Source organism: Methylomonas sp. PHL2-19, from assembly GCF_059331595.1.
On sequence record NZ_CP196839.1, the window covers coordinates 313,734 to 332,783 of the forward strand.

Below are 19,050 nucleotides of genomic sequence, written 5' to 3' on the forward strand. Positions count from 1 at the left end.
CGTTTACCTTATTTGCCGGCTTTCAATTGTTCTTCCAGCTCGGTAAAGGTCGGCCTGGCATGATGTGGAATCGCGGTACGCATGAATTCCACCGTCATCGCCGGCGAAGTACCTTTCGCGCAATTCAGCAGGCCTTTTTGCGTGCATTTATAGGCGTTGCTTTCTTCTTCCAGCCGCGCTTCCATGACCGACGCTACCGGGCCGATAAAGCCGTAAGACACCAAAATACCCAGGAAGGTACCGACCAGCGCCGCGGCGATCAATTTGCCCAGTTCCGCCGGCGGAATACCCACCGATTCCATCGTATGTACCACCCCCATTACCGCCGCGACGATACCGAAAGCCGGCATGCCATCACCGACTTTTTGCACGGCTTTGATCGGCTCGTTGCCTTCGGCGTGGTGTACTTCGATTTCCGCGTCCATGATGTCTTCCAGTTGGTTGACATCAACCCCGGTCAGGATCAGCCTGAGCTTGTCGCAAATGAACTCCATCAGATGGTGATCGTGGACGATTTTTTCACCGAATATCGAGCTACCCTCCGGATCGTCCACCACTTTTTCCAGGGACAACAAACCTTCCTTGCGGGCCTTCTGACTCAGCGCGTTAAAGCTCATCAGCAGTTCCATGTAGTACTCCTTGGTGTAGGTACTACCTTTCAGCGTGGCGGTTCCGCCGGCCATCGCTGCTTTACTGGTGGCCAGCGAGTTACTGGCCAGGAAGGAACCGAAGGCGGCACCGACGATGATCAGCACCTCAACCGGCTGCCAAAGCACGCCCAGATGGCCGCCGGCCATCAAAAAGCCGCCCAATACACAGCCTAAAATAATCACATAACCAATGATTACAAACATGGTTGCCTCTAAAAAACTAAAAGTTAATTATAAAAATCAAACTTACCCTGGGTTCGCTACCTTTACCGGCCGCCATGTAAGTTGCCGGATAAGTCTAGGCTATGGTTTTCAAACTCTCAGGCTAAATGCTCAGTTTTTTTTAAAACCAGCTTGCTGATAGCCGGCAGCACCACAAAAGTACACGTCATGATCCAGAAAATCCCGATAGTGATGACCAAGCCCATGCTGGAGATGCCCTGATGCGGGGAAAATGCCAAACCAACAAAGCTGGAAATGGTGGTCAACGCGCCGTAGAACATGCCGCGCGCGGTACTGGATTGATAAATATTCTGATCCTCGGACAACGAATGATGCAATTTTTCAACCATATGGATGCCGTTATCGACACCCAGCCCCATTAATAAAGGCAAAGCGATAATATTGGCAAAATTGATCGGCGTGCCGGTAAACACGGTAGTTGCCATTGTGAACAAGCCGGCCAACACTAAGGGTGTCATCACCAACAGCGTGTCGACGATACTGCGGCGTATGAACATCAACAGCAAGGCAATCGCCACCAGGGCAATGATGATGGCTTCCTGGAAGGCGCCAATCACCGCTTTCATGGATTCCCAATACATGACCGGCAAATCGGTGGCATTGGGCGCTACGGCCTGTACGTCGGTGATGAAAGCCTGCAAGTTACCGAGATCGTTCAAATCTTCCTTGGGAAAAATCTGGATACGGTATAAACCGTCTTTACTCAACCAACGTTCCTTGATTTCCGCCGGGATACTGGTCGGCACAATTTCCTCGGCATGGAAACCGATCAGAAGCTGGTTCATGACCGTGGGCAAGGTGCCGAGCAACGAGGTTTGAATCTTCTCGATAAACACGCCGCGATCCGGCTGGAATCTGGCTTCTAATTCCACCATCACGTCTTGCAACTGCTGCTTAAAGGTTTGCAGGGATTTGATGTCCGCCGGATTGGTTTTTTTCGGCAGATTGGCATCAATCGCGGCGATCATGCGCTTGATGGCCGGCAAGGGATCAGTGCCGGTTTTCAATTGCGGGAAAAACTGGCTCTGCGGACCCAGGGTCAGCACCATATCGTCGATGATACCCAATTTGCTTTCTTGATCGTCAGGCACAAAGTCGAACAAGCTGACGGTTTTATCCACGGTTTTCAGACTCTCCAGCTTTTTCTGCGCCGCTCTGGCTTCGTCTTCGTTTTTCACCAAAACCGTCAAGGTCATCGGCGAAGTTTCGCGCTCTTTCATCAAGTCCTTGAAGGCAATCACCGACTCGGTATGCGGATCGCGCAGATTCAAGGGATTGAAATCGGTTTGCACCTGAAACACAAAGTACACGGCAACCACCGCGCCAAGCAAAGTCAACAAGGAAATCGGTTTGGCGTAGTGCAACGTATAGTGAGCCAACACGTGGGTAAACTTCGACTCGCCGGGTTGTTCGCCATGCAATTGATGCACGGGCGGATTCGGTAGTACCTTAAGCAGCACCGGCAGCACGGTCAGCGTAATGAATAAGCAAATGAACAAGCTGGTACCGGCCAGCAAACCCAACTCGGAAATGCCTTGGTAGTCGGTGGGAATAAAGGCATACAAACCGATGGAGGTAGTGCCGGCGCACAAAATCAAAGACGGACTGGTTGCCAACAAGGCCGAACGGATTGCCTTGCCTTTGTCGCTGCCGTACAAATCCAGATTGTCGCGATAACGCAAGCAAAAATGGATCGCATACTCCACGCCCAAACCAATATTGGATACCGCGAAGGCCACCGAAATCAGATTGAGTTGTTTCACCGCCACGGAGGCGAACAATCCGCAAAACACCATGCCCAAAGCCAATGTCAGCAAGGTAGCCAGCATCAACAGCCAAGAACGGTAAGCAACCAATAAAATGCCGCAGACCAACACGATGGAAAAAATGCTGGCGGTAAATGTGCCCTCGCTCATGCCGGCCATTTCATCGTGTTCCAAACCGACTTCGCCGGTCACCCAGACCTTGACGGCCGGCATATTGGGGTCTTGAATTTTGTCGGCGGCGTGCCGGATGACATTAATCGCCGGCTCTACCGGCAAAATTTGGGTGTAGTCGAATTTCGGCGTGACGAAGATAAAGGCTTTGTCCGATTGCTCTTCGCTGATTTTGTTTTCGGCAATCAGTTTTTGCCAGGACAGTAAATCGGTTTCGCCGTTCAGAGTCTTATGCAGCGAGTTGCTGACCTTGTCGATTAAAGACATCAGATCGATGGGCACTTCTTCGGTTTTGGTTTCTGCATTCAGCGCATCTTCGAAGATCGAGAAAAAGCCATTCAGGCTGGGGTCCTGGGAGATGCGGCCGATAAACGGTTGGGCTTGCGCCAGCGTCACCGAAAAATCCTGCAACTTGTCGGTATCCAGATACAGCAGGCCATTGCGCTGAAAAAACGCATTTTCATCCGGCCGATAGACTTTGGTGAAATGTTCGGTATCCGCTCTAAGCTCCCGGCTCAAGCGTTGGGCAGCGGCCTTGGTCAACTCCGGACTGGAAGACTCGATCACCAGCAGCAAGGTATGGACTTCCTGGCCGAACTGCTGTTCGAATTTGCGGCGGTTTTGCTGAAACGGCGCTTCAGGAGCGATCAGTTCAGCCGTATCGGTGTTGACGGTCAGATGGTTGCCGGTGTATTGCGCGGCCAGATAAGCCAAGATTACCGAAGCCAGTAACACTAACCCCGGCGAATACAGCAGCCAGTTGCCCCATCGAAAGGCAATATTTCCCAAACGTTTTTCCAAGGACATGCTTAAGCGCTCACGACAGTGTTAATCAAGTACACGGTGTAACTGGCGTAAATGGCCAACAAGATGCCGCCTTCAACCCGATTGATGCGGCCTTGCTCGCCTTTTCTGGCGTATCCTAAAAAGAACAGCGACACCGTTAACAAGGCCATCAGCGGCCAATCGCGATTAACGATTTCCAGTGGAATCGACATCGGCTGAATCACCCCGGCCAAACCCACCACCGCCAACGTGTTGAATAAATTGGAACCGATGATATTGCCCAAGGCCAGATCGTGCTCGCCTTTACGGGCGGCGGCAATCGACGACGCCAATTCAGGCAAGGAGGTACCGATGGCGACGATGGTCAAACCAATCACCAAATCGCTGACGCCCAAATCCTGGGCAATCGATACCGCACCCCAAACCAATAAGCGGGAGCTGATCACCAATAACAGCAAACCGGAAACCAGCCAGATGACAGCCTGAGCGCAGGACATCGCATGCTCTTCCAATTCTTCAGCAACTTCTTCGCCTAACACGTCGGTCGTCTCGGCTGTTTTACTCATCCCTTGCCGGACCATCCAGGTCATCACACCGACGAATACCGCCAGTTCCAGCACCGCATCCATCCGCGACAGATCGCCGTCGTATACCTGACCGAGCACAAACAAGGTCACCGCGAACAACACCGGCAGTTCTTTTTTAACGATTTGCGAATGGACGGTAATGGGACTGATCAAGGCGACCATCCCCAGAATCAAGGCAATATTGGTGATATTTGACCCGTAAGCATTGCCCAGCGCTATACCCGGATTGCCTTGCCAGGCCGACAAGGCGGACACGGACAACTCCGGCGCGGAGGTGCCGAAACCGATCACCACCATACCTATTAATAACGGCGACATGCCCAGAAAACGCGCTATCGCCGCAGCTCCTTCGACAAAAATATCGGCACTCCAAACCAACACAATCAGACCGATGACTATCATCAACAGTGGCAAAGCCATAACCTACCCTTAATTTTAAAGATCAAAAAACCGAAATACTGCCCTACGTGACGCCGAATACTAATCCACCGTCCATTGCACCAGACCGCTGTACGCACTGGCAATCACCACCACGCCAAACACAATCCGATACCAGGCAAAAATGATGAAATCGTGATGGCTGATATACCGCAGCAAACCTTTAACCGCCAGCAAGGCACTGATAAAAGCCGCGACTAACCCCACCGCGAACGACAGCGCATCGCTTTCGATATGCAGTAAGTCGCGGTGCTTGTATAAGTCGTACAGACTGGCGACGACCAAGGTGGGAATCGCCAAAAAGAAAGAAAACTCGGTAGACGCCTTACGCGACAAACCGAACAGCAAGCCGCCGATAATGGTCGCGCCGGAACGGGACGTGCCGGGGATCAAGGCAAAAGCTTGGGCGATACCCAATTTCAAGGCATCCAGCGGACTGAGATCGTCAACATTATCGACCCGGATTTTGTGCTCGCGTTTTTCCGCCCAGATAATCACGAACGCACCGATGATAAACGCCAAGGCGACCGGCACCGGCTTGAACAGCGCGGCCTTGATATGTTTGCCAAACAACAATCCTAGTGTCGCCAACGGCATAAACGCAATCGCCAGATTCAATACAAATTTTTGCGCCTGCCTGTCGCTGGTCAATCCGCTCAATACCGAGCCAATCTTGGCCCGGTATTCCCAGCAAATCGCCAGGATCGCGCCGACCTGAATCACGATGGTAAACAACTTGGCCTTGTCGTCATTAAAATTCAGCAAATCGCCGGCTAGAATTAAATGGCCGGTGCTGGAAATGGGGAGAAATTCGGTTAAACCTTCAACTACGCCGAGTATCAGGGATTTAATGATGAGGGTAATGTCCATTTTTTATCAGGCTCCGTACCGGTCAGGTAGCAGGGTCGAAATCAGCATGTCGATGAAGTTGATGTAAACCAGTCGAATTTGGTAAGCCTATGAAAAAGCCATATAAGCGGGGCGGGATTATAGTCGAAATCTCAACCATTACGTAACTTTACGCTGTAAGGCACGGCAAATCCTGGCATTTATGACCGACGTGCCTGGCAGCAATTTAGGTTTGGGCGTGCTTTGCATAGCGCTCGCCGGTCTGCCAGAATCGCCGACAGTACAGGCACTGCCGTTGCAGTATTAATCCCGCTCAGTCTGGGAAGGTGTTTAATCATGGCCATTGCATATCCTCCACTGATAAGCGCTCTTTGCGATCCGGCCTGTTTCCCGCATCCGGTCAAACGAGTCACCGTACTGGAAACCCATATTTCCTGGGTGTTGCTGGCTGGCCGCTATGCTTACAAGATTAAAAAACCGGTCGATTTGGGCTTTTTGGATTTCAGCCAACTTAGCCAGCGCCACTTTTACTGTCAGGAAGAAATTCGCTTGAATCGGCGTCTGGCGCCCGGCATTTATTTGCAGGTGGCGGCTATTGGCGGGAGCCCCAAACAACCCCGAATCAACGTGGAGCCGGCGTTTGAATATGCGGTAAAAATGCGCCGCTTTGCAGCCGATAAGTTGATGGATACGTTACTGACCCAAGCGGAAGTTACGCCAACGCATATCGACAGCTTGGCCGACACTATCGCCCGGTTTCATAGGGGCTTGGCGCCGGCGAGTCCGGACTCGAACTACGGCTCTCCGGCCACCATTGAAGCGCCGGCCCGGCAAAATTTTCAGCAATTGCTTGAGTTGATGAAACCCGAAGATGCCGCATTGATCAAGCCAATGCAAGATAACTGTCGGCAAGCATTTTTGGCGGCCGAAAACCTGTTTTCGCAGCGGCAACAAGCCGGTTTTATTCGTGAATGCCACGGCGACCTGCATCTGGGCAATATCGTGCTGTTAAGAGGTCGGCCGGTCGCATTCGACGGTATCGAGTTTTCGCCGGAATTGCGCTGGATAGATACGATGAGCGATGCGGCATTCCTGATCATGGACTTGCTCCATCGCGGGCGCACCGATCTGGCGTACCGGTTTTTGAACGCCTATTTGCAAATCAGCGGCGATTACGCCGGCCTCGGCGTGTTGCGCTTTTATCTCAGTTACCGGGCCGCGGTGCGCGCGAAGATCGCCGGGTTCAGGTTCGCGCAAACCGGCGCAGAATCGGCCAGACAAGCATGCCTAAGTTATTTAAATTTGGCCGACAGCAGTTTAAGCCCGCGCAAACCAGCATTGCTTCTGACCCATGGCCTGCCAGGTTGCGGTAAAAGCGCGGTATCGCAATTACTATTGGAAAAACATCAGCTGATCCGCTTGCGTTCGGATGTCGAGAGAAAACGGCTGTTTGGGTTAAGCGCCCTGCAAAAAAGCGGTTCGGCAATCGATAGCGGCATATACCATCCACAAGCCGGCCAAAAAACCTACCAACATTTGCTAGACCTAGCACAAACTCTGCTTAAATTCGGGTTCCCGGTTATTGTCGATGCCGCATTTTTGCAACACGCCCAACGCCGCCCGTTCCAGTTACTAGCACAAAGCCTGGGAATTCCTTTCGTCATTGTTTCGATACAGGCTAAGGACAAGGTGCTGCAGCAACGCATACAGCGTAGACAAGAACAAGGCGGCGACCCATCGGAAGCCGACTTGAGCGTATTGGACAAAGCCAAGACAGGCGCCGAAGCATTGCAAACCGAAGAGCTGCCGTACAAACTCGTATTGACCAACAATAGCGACGGTCTGGACGAAATCGATCAACAAGCAGCTTGGCACGAGCTGGCGCGAACATTGGAATAAGCCAAGCCAGACCGGCGTTTGCCGAAACGGACGCGGTAAAACTGCGCGCTTGGACAATATTAAATTCACGGTAAATTAGGCGGAGAGGGTTGGCATTTCCTACTGTCCACGATCTTTGTTAGAATCGCGGGTGATCGCTAGATAATTAAACCAATAAAAACCACCATTTGAGCCATGAATAAAAAGAAAATTATAATATTTGCCGTCTGTCTGGCAGGCCTGCTAGCCATTCAGATTAAGTTTTTCCTGCCGTTTATGTACGACATCGCCGCTTCCGATTTATTTTTGGTGGAAAGCAAGGACGCGGCCAACCCTATGTCCATCAGCACAGACATGACCGCTATGGCGTTCGCCCACTGCAACACCTACATCAAAAACGAAGCCGACGAAGATCAAAGCCTGTCATTTGCCAGCCAACCGACCAATGCCTGGACTCTCGGCAACTACGAATATATTGTCAATGCCGACGTGGAAATCAGCGGCAAAGACAGCCCCAACGTGATGCGTCACTACGCTTGCCGGATCCAATACGGCAAAGGCGACGACACCTCCGGAGCCAGCGATTTCGAAAATTGGTCCGTCGAAGGCGTAAGCGGCTTGACCGATTAAGCCGAATTCATTTCGCTGACACACCCCCTCCGGCAACCGGAGGGTTTGTCTAAAACCGCTCTAAATCACGTCACCGTTTAATACCTTTTGCTGTTGCAGACTTCTTTGGCAAACAGCTTGTCTGCAATGTAATCGGGCCAAAACCCTCTTTCAGGTTTTCCCGCTGCTACAAAGCCGCATGGCGGCAAGCAGATGACTTACGCCCGACTCCCTGAATCAACAAACTTATAAACCTAAGCCTCTGCGTAGCACGCAGAATACCTGCCCTGAGTAAGCACATTTATCAAGAATTGAGATAAGCTTATCCCCAGCAGATAAACCGTGCACCCGCACACGCAAAGCCCCGCTGACCGTGACGCCGTTCGTTTCAAATCAAGTTCTTCGGTACCAACACATGCAAAAAACTCACTTAGCCCTGCTGTTCACCGGCCTTACGCTGACATCGTTCGCAGTTGAAGCCGGCCCCGTGCAAGACGATTTCAGCACCTGGATCAGCAATACCTATCAAACCGATTTCGGCGGCAGCCCCTACTTAGCTTTTCTGGAATTGGCACCGCGCACCAAAACCGACAATACCTTGTTTAATCAAATTATTGTCCGTCCACTGCTCGGCTATAAGCTAACCAACAAATTGCAGCTCTGGCTAGGTTATACCTGGCAGGGCGAATACAACGAGCAAACCGACTTTGAAATGGCCACCAACGATGCGATGCAGCAGGTGCAGTGGATAGACAACTGGACGTCGCAATTGAATTTTCAGTACCGGTTTCGTCTCGAGCAACGCTTCTTTGCCCACGAAGGCGACGTCGGTCATCGCATGCGGCACCGCTTCCGTTTAGTCTATTCGATACCGGACAGCCAAGCTTATCTAATCGCGCTTGATGAGCTGTTTGTGTATTTCAATTCCATAGACGAGGGCCGGCTGGCGCGATCCGTGCAAACCGGTATCAACCAAAATCGCAGTTATGTCGGGGTGGGCTACAAAGTAACCAAAAATTTGAATGTCGATACCGGCTATCAATTGCAATACATCCATAACTACGGCTCGCCCGATGTCACCAATCACGTCTGGCTAACCAATATCAATGTCAATTTCTAAGCCAGAGAAATGCGGGGATTTTTCGCTACCACCAGCGAGGCACTAAAACCAAGCTGGAGACTGACTCTATATGCAGCCCGCCTGGGCTGCATATAGAATCCTCGGCTCTCAGCTAAAAAAGCTCAACCGGTTTTTCACTTCCACAGCAACCAAGGCATCGTAATGACGCCGCAATACCGAGTCCGTAGGACGCGGAAATAAAGTGGCTTCAATTTCGCTTTGCAGCTGTTCCAGAAAACTGGAGCTTGGTTCCGTGCTGTCAGTAGCGACAGACTGGCTGGTCGAAGTTGCTGGCGTTTGGCCTTTAGCGGAACGAAATAGTTTGCCGAAAAAGGAAAGTTCGCAACCCTGAGACGAGTATGCGCACGCAGCGACCAGGCCGCTCAGTATGAACAATACAATGGCTTCGAACATATCAACACCTCATGACTAATAAAGAATACCGGCCAAACCAGGTTGCAAAGTCAACCAGGCCTGTGCCGGCGACTCTTGCTTAGCAATTAGAATGCCACCACCAAAAACGCATAAGCCATTGTTAAATAATTAAAAAATAATTTATCAGCACCTAAAACCCTGCCGTTTTCCCAACAATTTGTCGGTAATACACCAACACGCATGACAGGCGAAGCGGCAAGCCGCGGTGCGGAATTAGATGTTTCCGGCAAAAGCCGGAATCCATGGTAACAATAAAACTCTCGATTGCCCGGAAACAGCGAGATTCGACGGCCGGATTAGTGGTTGGCTAACGCGGAGGCAAAATAATGAAAATGTTAGGCTTGAAATATCTCCCGACGTTTGGATGTTGGTTAACGGCAATCGCACTGTTGGTTTTTATCGAGCGCTTCAGTGTGCATTGGCCCCCGTGGGATCGCGTTCTAATGAGTACCGCGCACGGCATCAGAAGTGTGTTGCTGGATCGTTTTTTTGCAGCCATCACCTGGGCTGGTTCGCTGTTCATTCTAGCCCCGATAACCGCAGTGCTAAGCGGTGTTCTGGTGAGAAACAACCGTATCAAAGAGGCAGGGTTGATGGTCTTGAGCCTAACGGGTGCAGCCCTGTTCAGCCGTCTCGCCAAGCTTTGGTTCGCTCGCCCGCGGCCCGACTTTTTCCCCGTTGTGGGTGAAATCCCCTTGGACGCCTCATTCCCAAGTGCCCACACCGCGCAAATCGTTGCCTTTGCTACGGCCTTATGCTGGATGTGCAAACCCGACAAACTGGGGCTTAACTTTTACGCTTTGACCGGGTTTACGCTATTGACGGTATCCCTGGTTGCCGTCTCACGAGTCTATCTGCAAGTTCATTTCCCCTCGGATGTACTAGCTGGCGCCTTACTGGGACTATTGTGGGTGCTGGGTTTAATTAATCTGCTGCAAAACGGCGGCATCTTTATCAGGTGAGTCATGCGAAACAAATTTCTTAATACCGGACAGAGCGGTTATCACCCTTTTAGAAAATTGAAGGTCTGTTTGTCTGGTCTGCGCTACGCGGTTGTTTATGATTTTAGTGTGGCCTATAAAGTCGTACTGTCCGTGTTGATTTTGGCCGTATGCTTTTATTTTCGCCAATGGGTGGATTTCATCCGGTACTTACCGCCACTGGGCTGATGCTGATATGCGAAATGTTTAACACCACGATAGAGGCGCTGTGCGATTTCGTGGAAACTCGGCAAAATGAAAAAATCCGCATCATCAAGGATATTGCCGCAGCCGCTGCCGGCATCAGCATTCTGATTTGGGCAGTGGTCATGCTCTGGGAGCTCAGCTACTTAGGGTCGTTAATCGCTTGATCCGCCGCTGATAAAGATTTCCCCGGCACCATCAGACAAATAGCTACAAGAGGCAGACGGCGCAGCGACTTAAAAGCAAAAACCGGAGATTGCTCAATTTCACCAGCTTTAGCCCGGCTGGGGATAAATCGCCCCCACGCTAGATAAGCATGACGAATGTTAAGATACATAAATCCCTTTATGCCCCTGGGTGCGGAGGGAGAGAGTTTTCTGTGATGTTTATCAAGTCCCTTAACTGGGATGAAGGCGGGAGGATAAAATGGGACGATTGGTTTTTATGCTGTGGCTACTGCTTGGGCTGGCACCGTTGCAAACGGCAAGGGCGTTGGACATGCAAGACGTTCCGGAACCGTTAAAACCCTGGATCAACTGGGTATTGGCGGATGAAACTCAGTATCGTTGCCCGTTTATCTTCGACGATTTTCAACAAAAACATTGTGCCTGGCCGGGCGCTCTGCACCTGAATTTACAAGCCAAGCACGGCAGCTTCGCCGCCGAATGGACCGTTTATCGCCAGGATTGGATTAGCTTGCCGGGCGACACGCAACATTGGCCGCAGGCGGTCACCGTCAACAAACAAACCCAGCCGGTCGTAGAAAAAGACGGTAAGCCGGCCCTGCACTTGCCCGCCGGCCGCTACCAGATCAGCGGCGAATTTTTCTGGGAAAACTTGCCGGAACAATTAGCCTTACCCGAAGCCAGCGGCTTGATTCAGCTCAGCGTCAACGATAAACCGGTCGCGTATCCACCCATCAAGCAAGGTGCCTTGTGGCTGAATACCGAGAACGCCGACACTGCCGACCGGGAGCAGGATAGGCTGGACCTGCAAGTATTCCGGCAGGTGCAGGACGAGGTGCCGCTGCAAGTCATTACCCGGCTGGATTTGGAAGTTTCCGGCAAGGCGCGGGAGATTGAGTTTCCTTATGCTTTACTGCCTAACTTTATCCCGGTGGCGTTGAATAGCTCGTTGCCGGCTCGCCTGGACGGTAACGGGCGGTTATTGGTGCAAGTACGGCCGGGGCGTTGGAGTATCGAAATTCATGGCCGCCACCCGCAAGCCTTGACGCAACTGGATTTGGCTGTAAAGGACGAGAACTGGCCGGCGCAAGAGTTGTGGGCATTCCAGGCCGTGCCGGCCTTGCGTCTGGTGGAGATCGAGAATTTGACCGCGATAGACGGCAGTCAAACCAATCTGCCCGCAGAATGGCAGCATTTACCTACCTATCAACTCAAGCAAGGCGAGAGCATGAAGTTTAAGGTCATGCGCCGCGGCGACCCTGAGCCCGAACCGAATCAACTCAAGTTGAAGCGCACGCTGTGGCTGGACTTCGAGGGCGGCGGTTACACGGTCAGCGATAACATCACCGGTACGATGAGTCGCGACTGGCGTTTGAACGCGGTGCCCGAGCTGGGACTGGGCCAAGTGCAACTGGACGGTCAGAGCCAATTGATCACGCAACTGGCGGATGGCAAACAGGGCGTGGAAGTGCGCCGCGGTGCCATCCAGCTGAATGCCGACAGCCGGATCGAAGCCGATTTGGGTTCGATCAATGCCAGCGGCTGGCAGCAGCGATTTCAACAAGTACAGGCTGAACTGAACATTCCACCCGGCTGGCGCTTGCTGGCGGTCAGTGGCGTAGATAATGTGCCGAATAGCTGGTTGAGCTGCTGGACTTTGCTGGATTTGTTCTTGGTCTTGATCGCCGGATTGGCGGTGGGGCGCATCTGGTCGCCGCAATGGGGCGCATTTGCCTTGTTGAGTTTGACGTTGATTTGGCATGAGGCAGACGCGCCGCGCCTGATCTGGTTGAACGTGCTGGCGGTACTGGCTCTGTTACGGGTATTGCCGGTAGGTGGTTTCGCGCAATGGCTGCGATGGTATCGCAACGCCAGTTGGCTGGCGCTGCTGATGCTGACTATTCCGTTCATGATAGAGCAGATTCGTATCGGTATATACCCGCAGCTGGAGTTGCCGGAGCAGTCTATTCAACGCCTGCATTCGATGGCGAGTGCAGCGGCACCGATGGCGATGCAAGTTGAGCAGATGACGGATTCGGCGATGGCGCCGGAACGGAGTGATTCGGGCGAAGCTGAGCGCGGAGTTTATTTTAAAAAATCGGTTGTACCTGTCTCCCCTTACGGCGGCAGCTCGGCCATTTTGCAACGGGTCGATCCGGAAGCCAATTTGCAAACCGGTCCTGGTCTGCCACACTGGGGCTGGCAGAAGGTGGATTTGAGCTGGAACGGCGCGGTCGATAATGGGCAGCAAATCGGACTCTGGTATTTGTCGCCATTTATGATGATGTTGCTGCACTTTGCCCAGGCCGCACTAGTGGCGGTATTGGTTTTGAAAATGCTCGGCGCCATCGCCAGTAACTGGCGCTTGTCTCTGCCGGGTTTAAGCTGTCTGTTGTTGCTGCCGCTGTTGATGGCACCCAGCGAAAAGACTTATGCCGATCTGCCCGACGCGCCAATGCTGGAACAATTGAAAACCCGTTTGCTGCAAGCGCCGCAGTGCCTACCCAATTGCGCGCAGATTGCCGACATGCAATTACTGGTCAAGCCGGAAGTGCTGCGTATCGAACTGCAATTGCACGCGCAGCAAGATTTGGCTGTACCGTTGCCGGCCCAGCTTGAGCAATGGTTTCCGGAGCAGGTCAGTGTCGATGGCGGTGAGGCGCAAGCCTTGATCAGACAGGATGACGGCGGCTTGTGGCTGGCCGTGTCGCCTGGAGTACACAAAGTGATGATGCAGGGCCGCTATACCGCGCAGGATAAATTTAGTTTGCCGCTGCCATTGCCGCCGCAACACGCTGGTGTCATTGCCGACGGTTGGCGGGTGGATGGTTTATACGAGGACGGCAAGGTGGGTCCACAACTGGAGTTCAGCCGGCTGCAACCCGATAGCGGGCCGAAAAATAAATTACAGCAATCCGCCTTGCCGGCATTCGTGCGGGTGGAAAGAACCCTACATTTGGGCTTGGACTGGCGGGTGTCCACCCGCGTCGAGCAATTGGCCGGCGCACTCAGTCCGGTGCTACTGGAGCTACCGTTGTTGCCGGGCGAAGCGGTCACCAGTCCGCAAGTACGGGTGAAGGACGGTAAAGTATTGGTGAACATGGCGGCCGGTCAAGCCACTTTGGAATGGGAGTCGGCACTGGCAAAAACCGAGCAATTGACCTTGCAAGCCGCCGACACGCCGCAATGGACCGAGGTGTGGCGCGCCGATGTCAGCCCCATCTGGCATTTACAAGCCGACGGTATCGCGGTGGTGCATCACCAGGACGGGCAGGGCCAGTGGCTGCCGGAGTGGCGGCCCTGGCCCGGCGAAAAGGTCAATCTGACTATCGGCCGACCGCAAGCGGTGGCCGGCTCAACTCTGACTATCGATAGAAGCGAATTAGCGGTCAAGTCTGGGCAACGCAGCGAAACGGTAGAACTGATTTTGAGCATCCGCAGCTCCAAAGGCGGACAACACCCCGTAAAGCTGCCGGAACAGGCGGAGCTGCAAAGTGTGACGATAGATGGTGTCAGTCAGCCGATTCGCCAGCAAGGCGCAACGGTCAGCTTGCCGATACATCCTGGCACCCAGCAAATTGTGCTTAATTGGCAAACGGCTAAAGAACCGGGCGTACTGTTGCGCACGCCGCTGGTCGATCTTGGTGTCGCCAGCGTCAACAGCCGTATTCAATTGCTGATGCAGCAACAGCGTTGGTTGTTGTGGACCTTCGGCCCAAAATTTGGTCCGGCCGTGTTGATTTGGGGCTTGCTGATCGTACTGGCCTTATTGGCATTCGGCTTGGGCAAGCTGAGCATTACTCCGTTGCGGCATTGGCAGTGGTTTTTATTATTGATCGGTCTGAGCCAACTGCATATAGCTGCCGCATTTTTAGTGGTGGGCTGGCTGTTTGCGTTGGGATTGCGCGCCGGCCATGCGCCGCAGCGGCCGCGTTGGTTCAATCTGGCGCAAATCGGCTTGGCCGGCTTGACGCTGTTGTCGCTATTGTTAATAGCGATTGCCGTTGAGCAGGGCCTGCTGGGCGAACCGGATATGCAAATTGCCGGAAATCAATCCTCTGCAACTTTGTTGAATTGGTATCAGGATCGCAATGGCCCGCAGTTGGCCGTTGCCACAGTCGTAAGCCTGCCTTTGCTGGCTTACCGGATTCTGATGCTGGCTTGGTCTTTGTGGATGGCCGCAGCGTTGTTGAATTGGCTGCGCTGGGGCTGGAACTGTTTTATCGGTGGTGGGCTTTGGAAAAAATCACAGCCTCAAGTGGGCGTGCCGAAATCAGAAGCTTGACATAGCAGATACCCCCGGCACAGCCGGGGGCTTTATTACGCGCAATGACCCTCAAAGCTTTCTCTAACCGGCTACGCTTCAACGCAATGCTTTCGCCACGCCTTGTATAAGTTCCAAGGGCGAAACTGTGCAATACAGCCGCGTCACCAAGCTTCTAAAACCACCACTTTCCAGCCCCGATTCTCCGCCGGCCGTAAACTTACCCAGGCGGCGATCTGCCTTGACGGCGCGGATTGACCCGCTGACTGGCTTTGGTAATAACCCACGCCGGCGTCTTGATCGGCGATTTCAGCAGCGAGCTGGCGCAATTCCGGTATCTGATTGAAGCGCTCCTCACGGAACAAATTAAGGCCAATCTCCTGCGGGTCGCTATCGTAAAGCAGCAGGCCATCATCTTGCACAACCCATACTGTGCGTTTTTGGGTCTGAGTATCCTCGGCCAGCAAACCACCCAGAAAATCGGCCGGTTTGATGCGCATGGAAATAAAGCCCGGGATGGTTTTACCCTGTTTGATCGGCACCACCATCGTGACGGCGGGAAAGCCCTCTGGGGCTTGATAAATCCGGCTCAGAATCGGCACGCCCCGCTCCAAAACCATCCGGTTGTGCTCAAGTTGCGAGGTATCCGCACCCAGCGCTTGGCGATATTTGGCCGGCGCCACCGCCACGATAATCCCGGGTGCGCGGGTGGTAGCGAAACTTTCACCGCGCGGATAACGTTGCAGCAAGCTCTCCAGTAAGCCGCTGGATGCGGCTAAATCGGTGTTGCCGTGTAAGGACTCAGCCGTTTGCTGCATGCCCATGCGCATTTCGTTCAAGTTGCCCAAGATGCGGTCCGCGATCTGGTTGGCGGCCGTCAGGTTCTGATTGGAAATACGGGTGGCATCGGCTAGCGCACGCTCCACCTGCTGCTTTTCCTGCTTGACGAGTTCGCCTTCAGCCACCGCCAAGTCTCGGGCTTTATGCGCCTCCACGCCAAATTTGAAGGCCAGCCCGGCGCCGATCAAAATCGCCAGTAATACCGCCAGACTAGCCGCCAGCACGACTTTGTTACGGGCGATGAAGCGGCGCAGCAGTTCGCCGCGCGAATAGGCATAGGCACTCACCAAGCGGCCGTCGCGATAGGCCCGTAACTCGTCGGCTAACGCAGCCGCGTTTGGAAAGCGTAGGGTTTTGTCCTTGGATAATGCCTTGTCGCAGATGGCGATCAATTCCGGCGGCATGGGCAGCTTCGGCTCCCGCGCCGAGGGCATGGGCGCCAGCGAACTGAGTTGTGCCAATATCTCATCGGCACTGCCGCGCAGCGGCGGATGGCCGGCCAATAAATAATAGAGAATACAGCCAAGTGCAAACACATCGGAGCGCGTATCTACCGCACCGAAATCGGGATTAGCTTGTTCCGGCGCCATATAGGCCGGGGTGCCGAGAATGTCGCCGATCCGGGTCAAATCCGCATCGTCGGCTACCTGTTTTGGTGCGGCAGATATTAGTGGCGCCAGATCGGCTTCGTTTTCCACCTTGGCCAAGCCCCAGTCCAAAACAATGGTTTCACCGAACGGGCCCAGCACGATATTGCCGGGCTTGAGGTCTCGATGAATCACGCCTTTGGAGTGGGCGTACGCCACCGCTTCGCAAACGTCGATCAGTCTGTCCAGCAAACTCAGGCGCCGCGACAAGGCATGCTCGGCCAACACCTCGTCATTACAGGCTTTTAGGGCTTTGGCCAGTGTATCGCCACGCACCAAGCGCATCACATAGTAGGGCGCGCCGCTTTGTTTAGTCCCCAGATCGTAAACCGGCACAATCCCCGGATGTTCCAAGCGGCCGGTGATGCGAGCTTCGCGCAGAAAACGTGCGCTCAACTCGACATCATCATTCGCTGCCTGATCCAGTAATTCCTTGATCGCCACTTCGCGGCCGATGCGCTCGTCAAACCCCAGCAACACCTGACCACCACCGCCCACGCCCACGGCGCCGCGCAAAGAATAATCATCGTTGAATTTACCGTCCTGCTCCGGACTGCCGTTCAACACCTGTGGGTAGGGGCGAGGCTTGATCCGGGTCAGATCGTCGTCTTTGGGTTTGATGAGGGTGGCGTCGTCTTCCGGGAGCATCATCTCAGACAGCTTAGCCTTGTTTAGTCTCTGCGTAGCCTGATCAAGACTGCGGCGCGGGCTTGCGGTCGGCGTGCCCCAGGTCGCGCTCGGGGGCAATTTGATCGCGCACCAATTGCTTTAACTCGGTAATCTCCGGAAACCGGCCTTGCTGCTTGCGAGACCAAACTAATTCGCCGTTGGCGCGCACCTCAAAGATGCCGCCGGTGTCGGGCTGCAATACCAGTTCGTCCAGTTCCTGTTCGAAGGTGCTTAACAATTCCTGCGCCATCCAGGCCGCGCGCAGCAGCCAGCGGCATTGCGTGCAGTAGCGGATTTCGACCCGGTTCATGGCTTACAACTCGTCGCGCAGGCGTTTGTATATGCCGCCGAAACTGCCGTTACTCATCAGCAGCACGTGGCACGCGCCGCCGGTTTGGGCTTTGATGGTAGCGATAATGCTTTCCAAGCTGTTGCAAATCTCGATGTTGTTGGCGTATTTCAGCAGCTGGCTTAAATCCCAGCCCAGATTATCCGGCTGATAAACGATGGCCCGGTCGGCTTGGCCCAACGATTCTGCGAGCGATTGCGTATGCACGCCCAGCCGCATGGTGTTGGAGCGGGGCTCGACGATGGCCAGGATTTTTTCGCTACCGACTTGTTGGCGCAAGCCGTCCAGCGTGGTTTTTATCGCTGTCGGATGGTGGGCAAAGTCGTCGTAAACGGTAACACCAGCGCTTTTGACGATGACTTCCATGCGCCGTTTCACGCTCTGAAACTGCTGCAAGGCTGCTATCGCATCTTTTGCCAGAATGCCGATATGCCGGGCGGCAGCGATGGCAGACAAGGCATTGTAGACGCTATGGCGGCCGGTTAAGGTCCAATCGACTACTCCTTGCTCTTCACCGGCAAAACTGACGCTAAAGCTGCTGCCGTCGGCTTTCAACAAGTGCGCCTGCCAATCGCCTTCACCGTCGATAGCCGTCTTCACGACCGGCGTCCAGCAGCCTGTTTCCAGCACCTCGGTGACGTGTTGCTCGCAAGCCGGGGCGATGATCAAGCCTTCGCTGGGTATGGTGCGCACCAGATGGTGAAACTGTTTTTTAATGGCGTCCAGGTTTTCGAAGATGTCGGCGTGATCGTATTCCAGGTTATTCAATATTGCAGTGCGTGGCCGGTAATGGACGAATTTGGAGCGCTTGTCGAAAAAGGCGCAATCGTATTCGTCGGCTTCGATGACAAAAAAATCCGACTCGCCCAAACGGGCGGAGATGCCGAAATTCAGTGGAATGCCGCCGATCAGAAAGCCCGGTTTGAAGCCGTTATATTCCAGCACCCAGGCCAGCATGCTGCTGGTAGTGGTCTTGCCGTGGGTACCGGCCACCGCCAACACCCATTTATGTTGCAACACGTGTTCCGCCAACCATTGCGGCCCCGAGATATACGGCAAGCCTAGGTTCAATACCGCTTCCACTTCCGGATTGCCGCGCGACATGGCGTTGCCGATGACCACCAGGTCCGGCTTGCAGCCCAGATTTTCGGCCTTATAGCCGTTCATCAGTCGAATACCTTGCTCTTCCAGTTGCGTGCTCATCGGCGGATAGACGTTTTGATCGGAGCCGCTGACGGTGTAACCCAATTCGCGGGCGATCAAGGCCAAGCCGCCCATGAAGGTACCGCAAATGCCGAGGATGTGGATGTGTAGTGGCTTTTGTAATTCTGTCATTCTGATAATTTTAGCGGGTTTAATGAGATTCAAATCTGGAATTGG

15 protein-coding genes are annotated in these 19,050 nt (G+C 53.6%); 6 read left to right on the plus strand and 9 right to left on the minus strand.

The features are described from left to right. Positions 1-8 precede the first annotated feature (8 nt). From motA to ACR02O_RS01500, 4 genes are all read right to left on the minus strand, one after another. Complete coding sequence (gene motA, locus ACR02O_RS01485; protein ID WP_033158218.1) at positions 9-854, minus strand: flagellar motor stator protein MotA; 846 nt, start codon at positions 852-854, stop codon at positions 9-11. Positions 855-970: 116 nt separating this feature from the next. After that, positions 971-3,637: an MMPL family transporter gene (locus tag ACR02O_RS01490; protein WP_171696861.1), complete on the minus strand. Its 2,667-nt coding sequence runs from the start codon at positions 3,635-3,637 to the stop codon at positions 971-973. A 2-nt stretch (positions 3,638-3,639) separates the two neighbouring features. Further along, positions 3,640-4,623 (minus strand): calcium/sodium antiporter, encoded by a 984-nt coding sequence (locus ACR02O_RS01495; RefSeq protein WP_101053971.1) that lies wholly within the window; start codon positions 4,621-4,623, stop codon positions 3,640-3,642. A gap of 60 nt (positions 4,624-4,683) precedes the next feature. Further along, positions 4,684-5,511 (minus strand): undecaprenyl-diphosphate phosphatase, encoded by an 828-nt coding sequence (locus ACR02O_RS01500; protein WP_033158221.1) that lies wholly within the window; start codon positions 5,509-5,511, stop codon positions 4,684-4,686. A 315-nt stretch (positions 5,512-5,826) separates the two neighbouring features. Here ACR02O_RS01500 and ACR02O_RS01505 point away from each other — a divergent pair, with 315 nt between their 5' ends. The 3 genes from ACR02O_RS01505 (at position 5,827) to ACR02O_RS01515 (ending at position 9,097) form a co-directional block, all read left to right on the plus strand. Then, a complete protein-coding gene (locus ACR02O_RS01505; protein WP_494522649.1) occupies positions 5,827-7,389 on the plus strand; it encodes a bifunctional aminoglycoside phosphotransferase/ATP-binding protein in 1,563 nt (520 codons plus the stop codon). 174 nt (positions 7,390-7,563) lie between these two features. Further along, positions 7,564-7,998: a hypothetical protein gene (locus ACR02O_RS01510; RefSeq protein ID WP_033158222.1), complete on the plus strand. Its 435-nt coding sequence runs from the start codon at positions 7,564-7,566 to the stop codon at positions 7,996-7,998. Positions 7,999-8,392: 394 nt separating this feature from the next. Beyond that, positions 8,393-9,097 (plus strand): DUF2490 domain-containing protein, encoded by a 705-nt coding sequence (locus ACR02O_RS01515; RefSeq protein WP_101053961.1) that lies wholly within the window; start codon positions 8,393-8,395, stop codon positions 9,095-9,097. Between the two features lie 108 nt (positions 9,098-9,205). On the opposite strand, the gene ACR02O_RS01520 is transcribed toward ACR02O_RS01515, so the two are convergent. Both ACR02O_RS01520 and ACR02O_RS01525 read right to left on the minus strand, forming a co-directional pair. After that, positions 9,206-9,511 (minus strand): hypothetical protein, encoded by a 306-nt coding sequence (locus ACR02O_RS01520; RefSeq protein ID WP_033158224.1) that lies wholly within the window; start codon positions 9,509-9,511, stop codon positions 9,206-9,208. 86 nt (positions 9,512-9,597) lie between these two features. Then, complete coding sequence (locus ACR02O_RS01525) at positions 9,598-9,762, minus strand: hypothetical protein (protein WP_165786353.1); 165 nt, start codon at positions 9,760-9,762, stop codon at positions 9,598-9,600. A gap of 96 nt (positions 9,763-9,858) precedes the next feature. Between ACR02O_RS01525 and ACR02O_RS01530 the strand changes: the two genes are divergently transcribed. From ACR02O_RS01530 to ACR02O_RS01540, 3 genes are all read left to right on the plus strand, one after another. Then, positions 9,859-10,494, plus strand: a complete 636-nt coding sequence (locus ACR02O_RS01530) for a phosphatase PAP2 family protein (protein ID WP_494522650.1) — start codon at positions 9,859-9,861, stop codon at positions 10,492-10,494. Between the two features lie 206 nt (positions 10,495-10,700). Continuing rightward, positions 10,701-10,883 (plus strand): diacylglycerol kinase, encoded by a 183-nt coding sequence (locus ACR02O_RS01535; protein ID WP_494522651.1) that lies wholly within the window; start codon positions 10,701-10,703, stop codon positions 10,881-10,883. Positions 10,884-11,142: 259 nt separating this feature from the next. Next, the gene (locus ACR02O_RS01540; RefSeq protein ID WP_494522652.1) at positions 11,143-15,186 is read left to right on the plus strand and encodes a hypothetical protein; all 4,044 of its coding nucleotides are present in this window, start codon (positions 11,143-11,145) and stop codon (positions 15,184-15,186) included. A 143-nt stretch (positions 15,187-15,329) separates the two neighbouring features. Here the strand turns inward: ACR02O_RS01540 and ACR02O_RS01545 are convergent, their stop codons facing one another. Genes ACR02O_RS01545 through mpl form a run of 3 tightly spaced genes read right to left on the minus strand, consistent with a single transcriptional unit; the run spans position 15,330 to position 19,005 of the window. Next, a complete protein-coding gene (locus ACR02O_RS01545) occupies positions 15,330-17,303 on the minus strand; it encodes a serine/threonine protein kinase (RefSeq protein WP_494522653.1) in 1,974 nt (657 codons plus the stop codon). 40 nt (positions 17,304-17,343) lie between these two features. Then, on the minus strand, positions 17,344-17,631 hold the full coding sequence (locus ACR02O_RS01550) for an Rdx family protein (RefSeq protein WP_033158228.1): 288 nt from the start codon (positions 17,629-17,631) through the stop codon (positions 17,344-17,346). Positions 17,632-17,634: 3 nt separating this feature from the next. After that, the gene (gene mpl / locus ACR02O_RS01555; protein WP_494522654.1) at positions 17,635-19,005 is read right to left on the minus strand and encodes a UDP-N-acetylmuramate:L-alanyl-gamma-D-glutamyl-meso-diaminopimelate ligase; all 1,371 of its coding nucleotides are present in this window, start codon (positions 19,003-19,005) and stop codon (positions 17,635-17,637) included. Positions 19,006-19,050 lie beyond the last annotated feature (45 nt).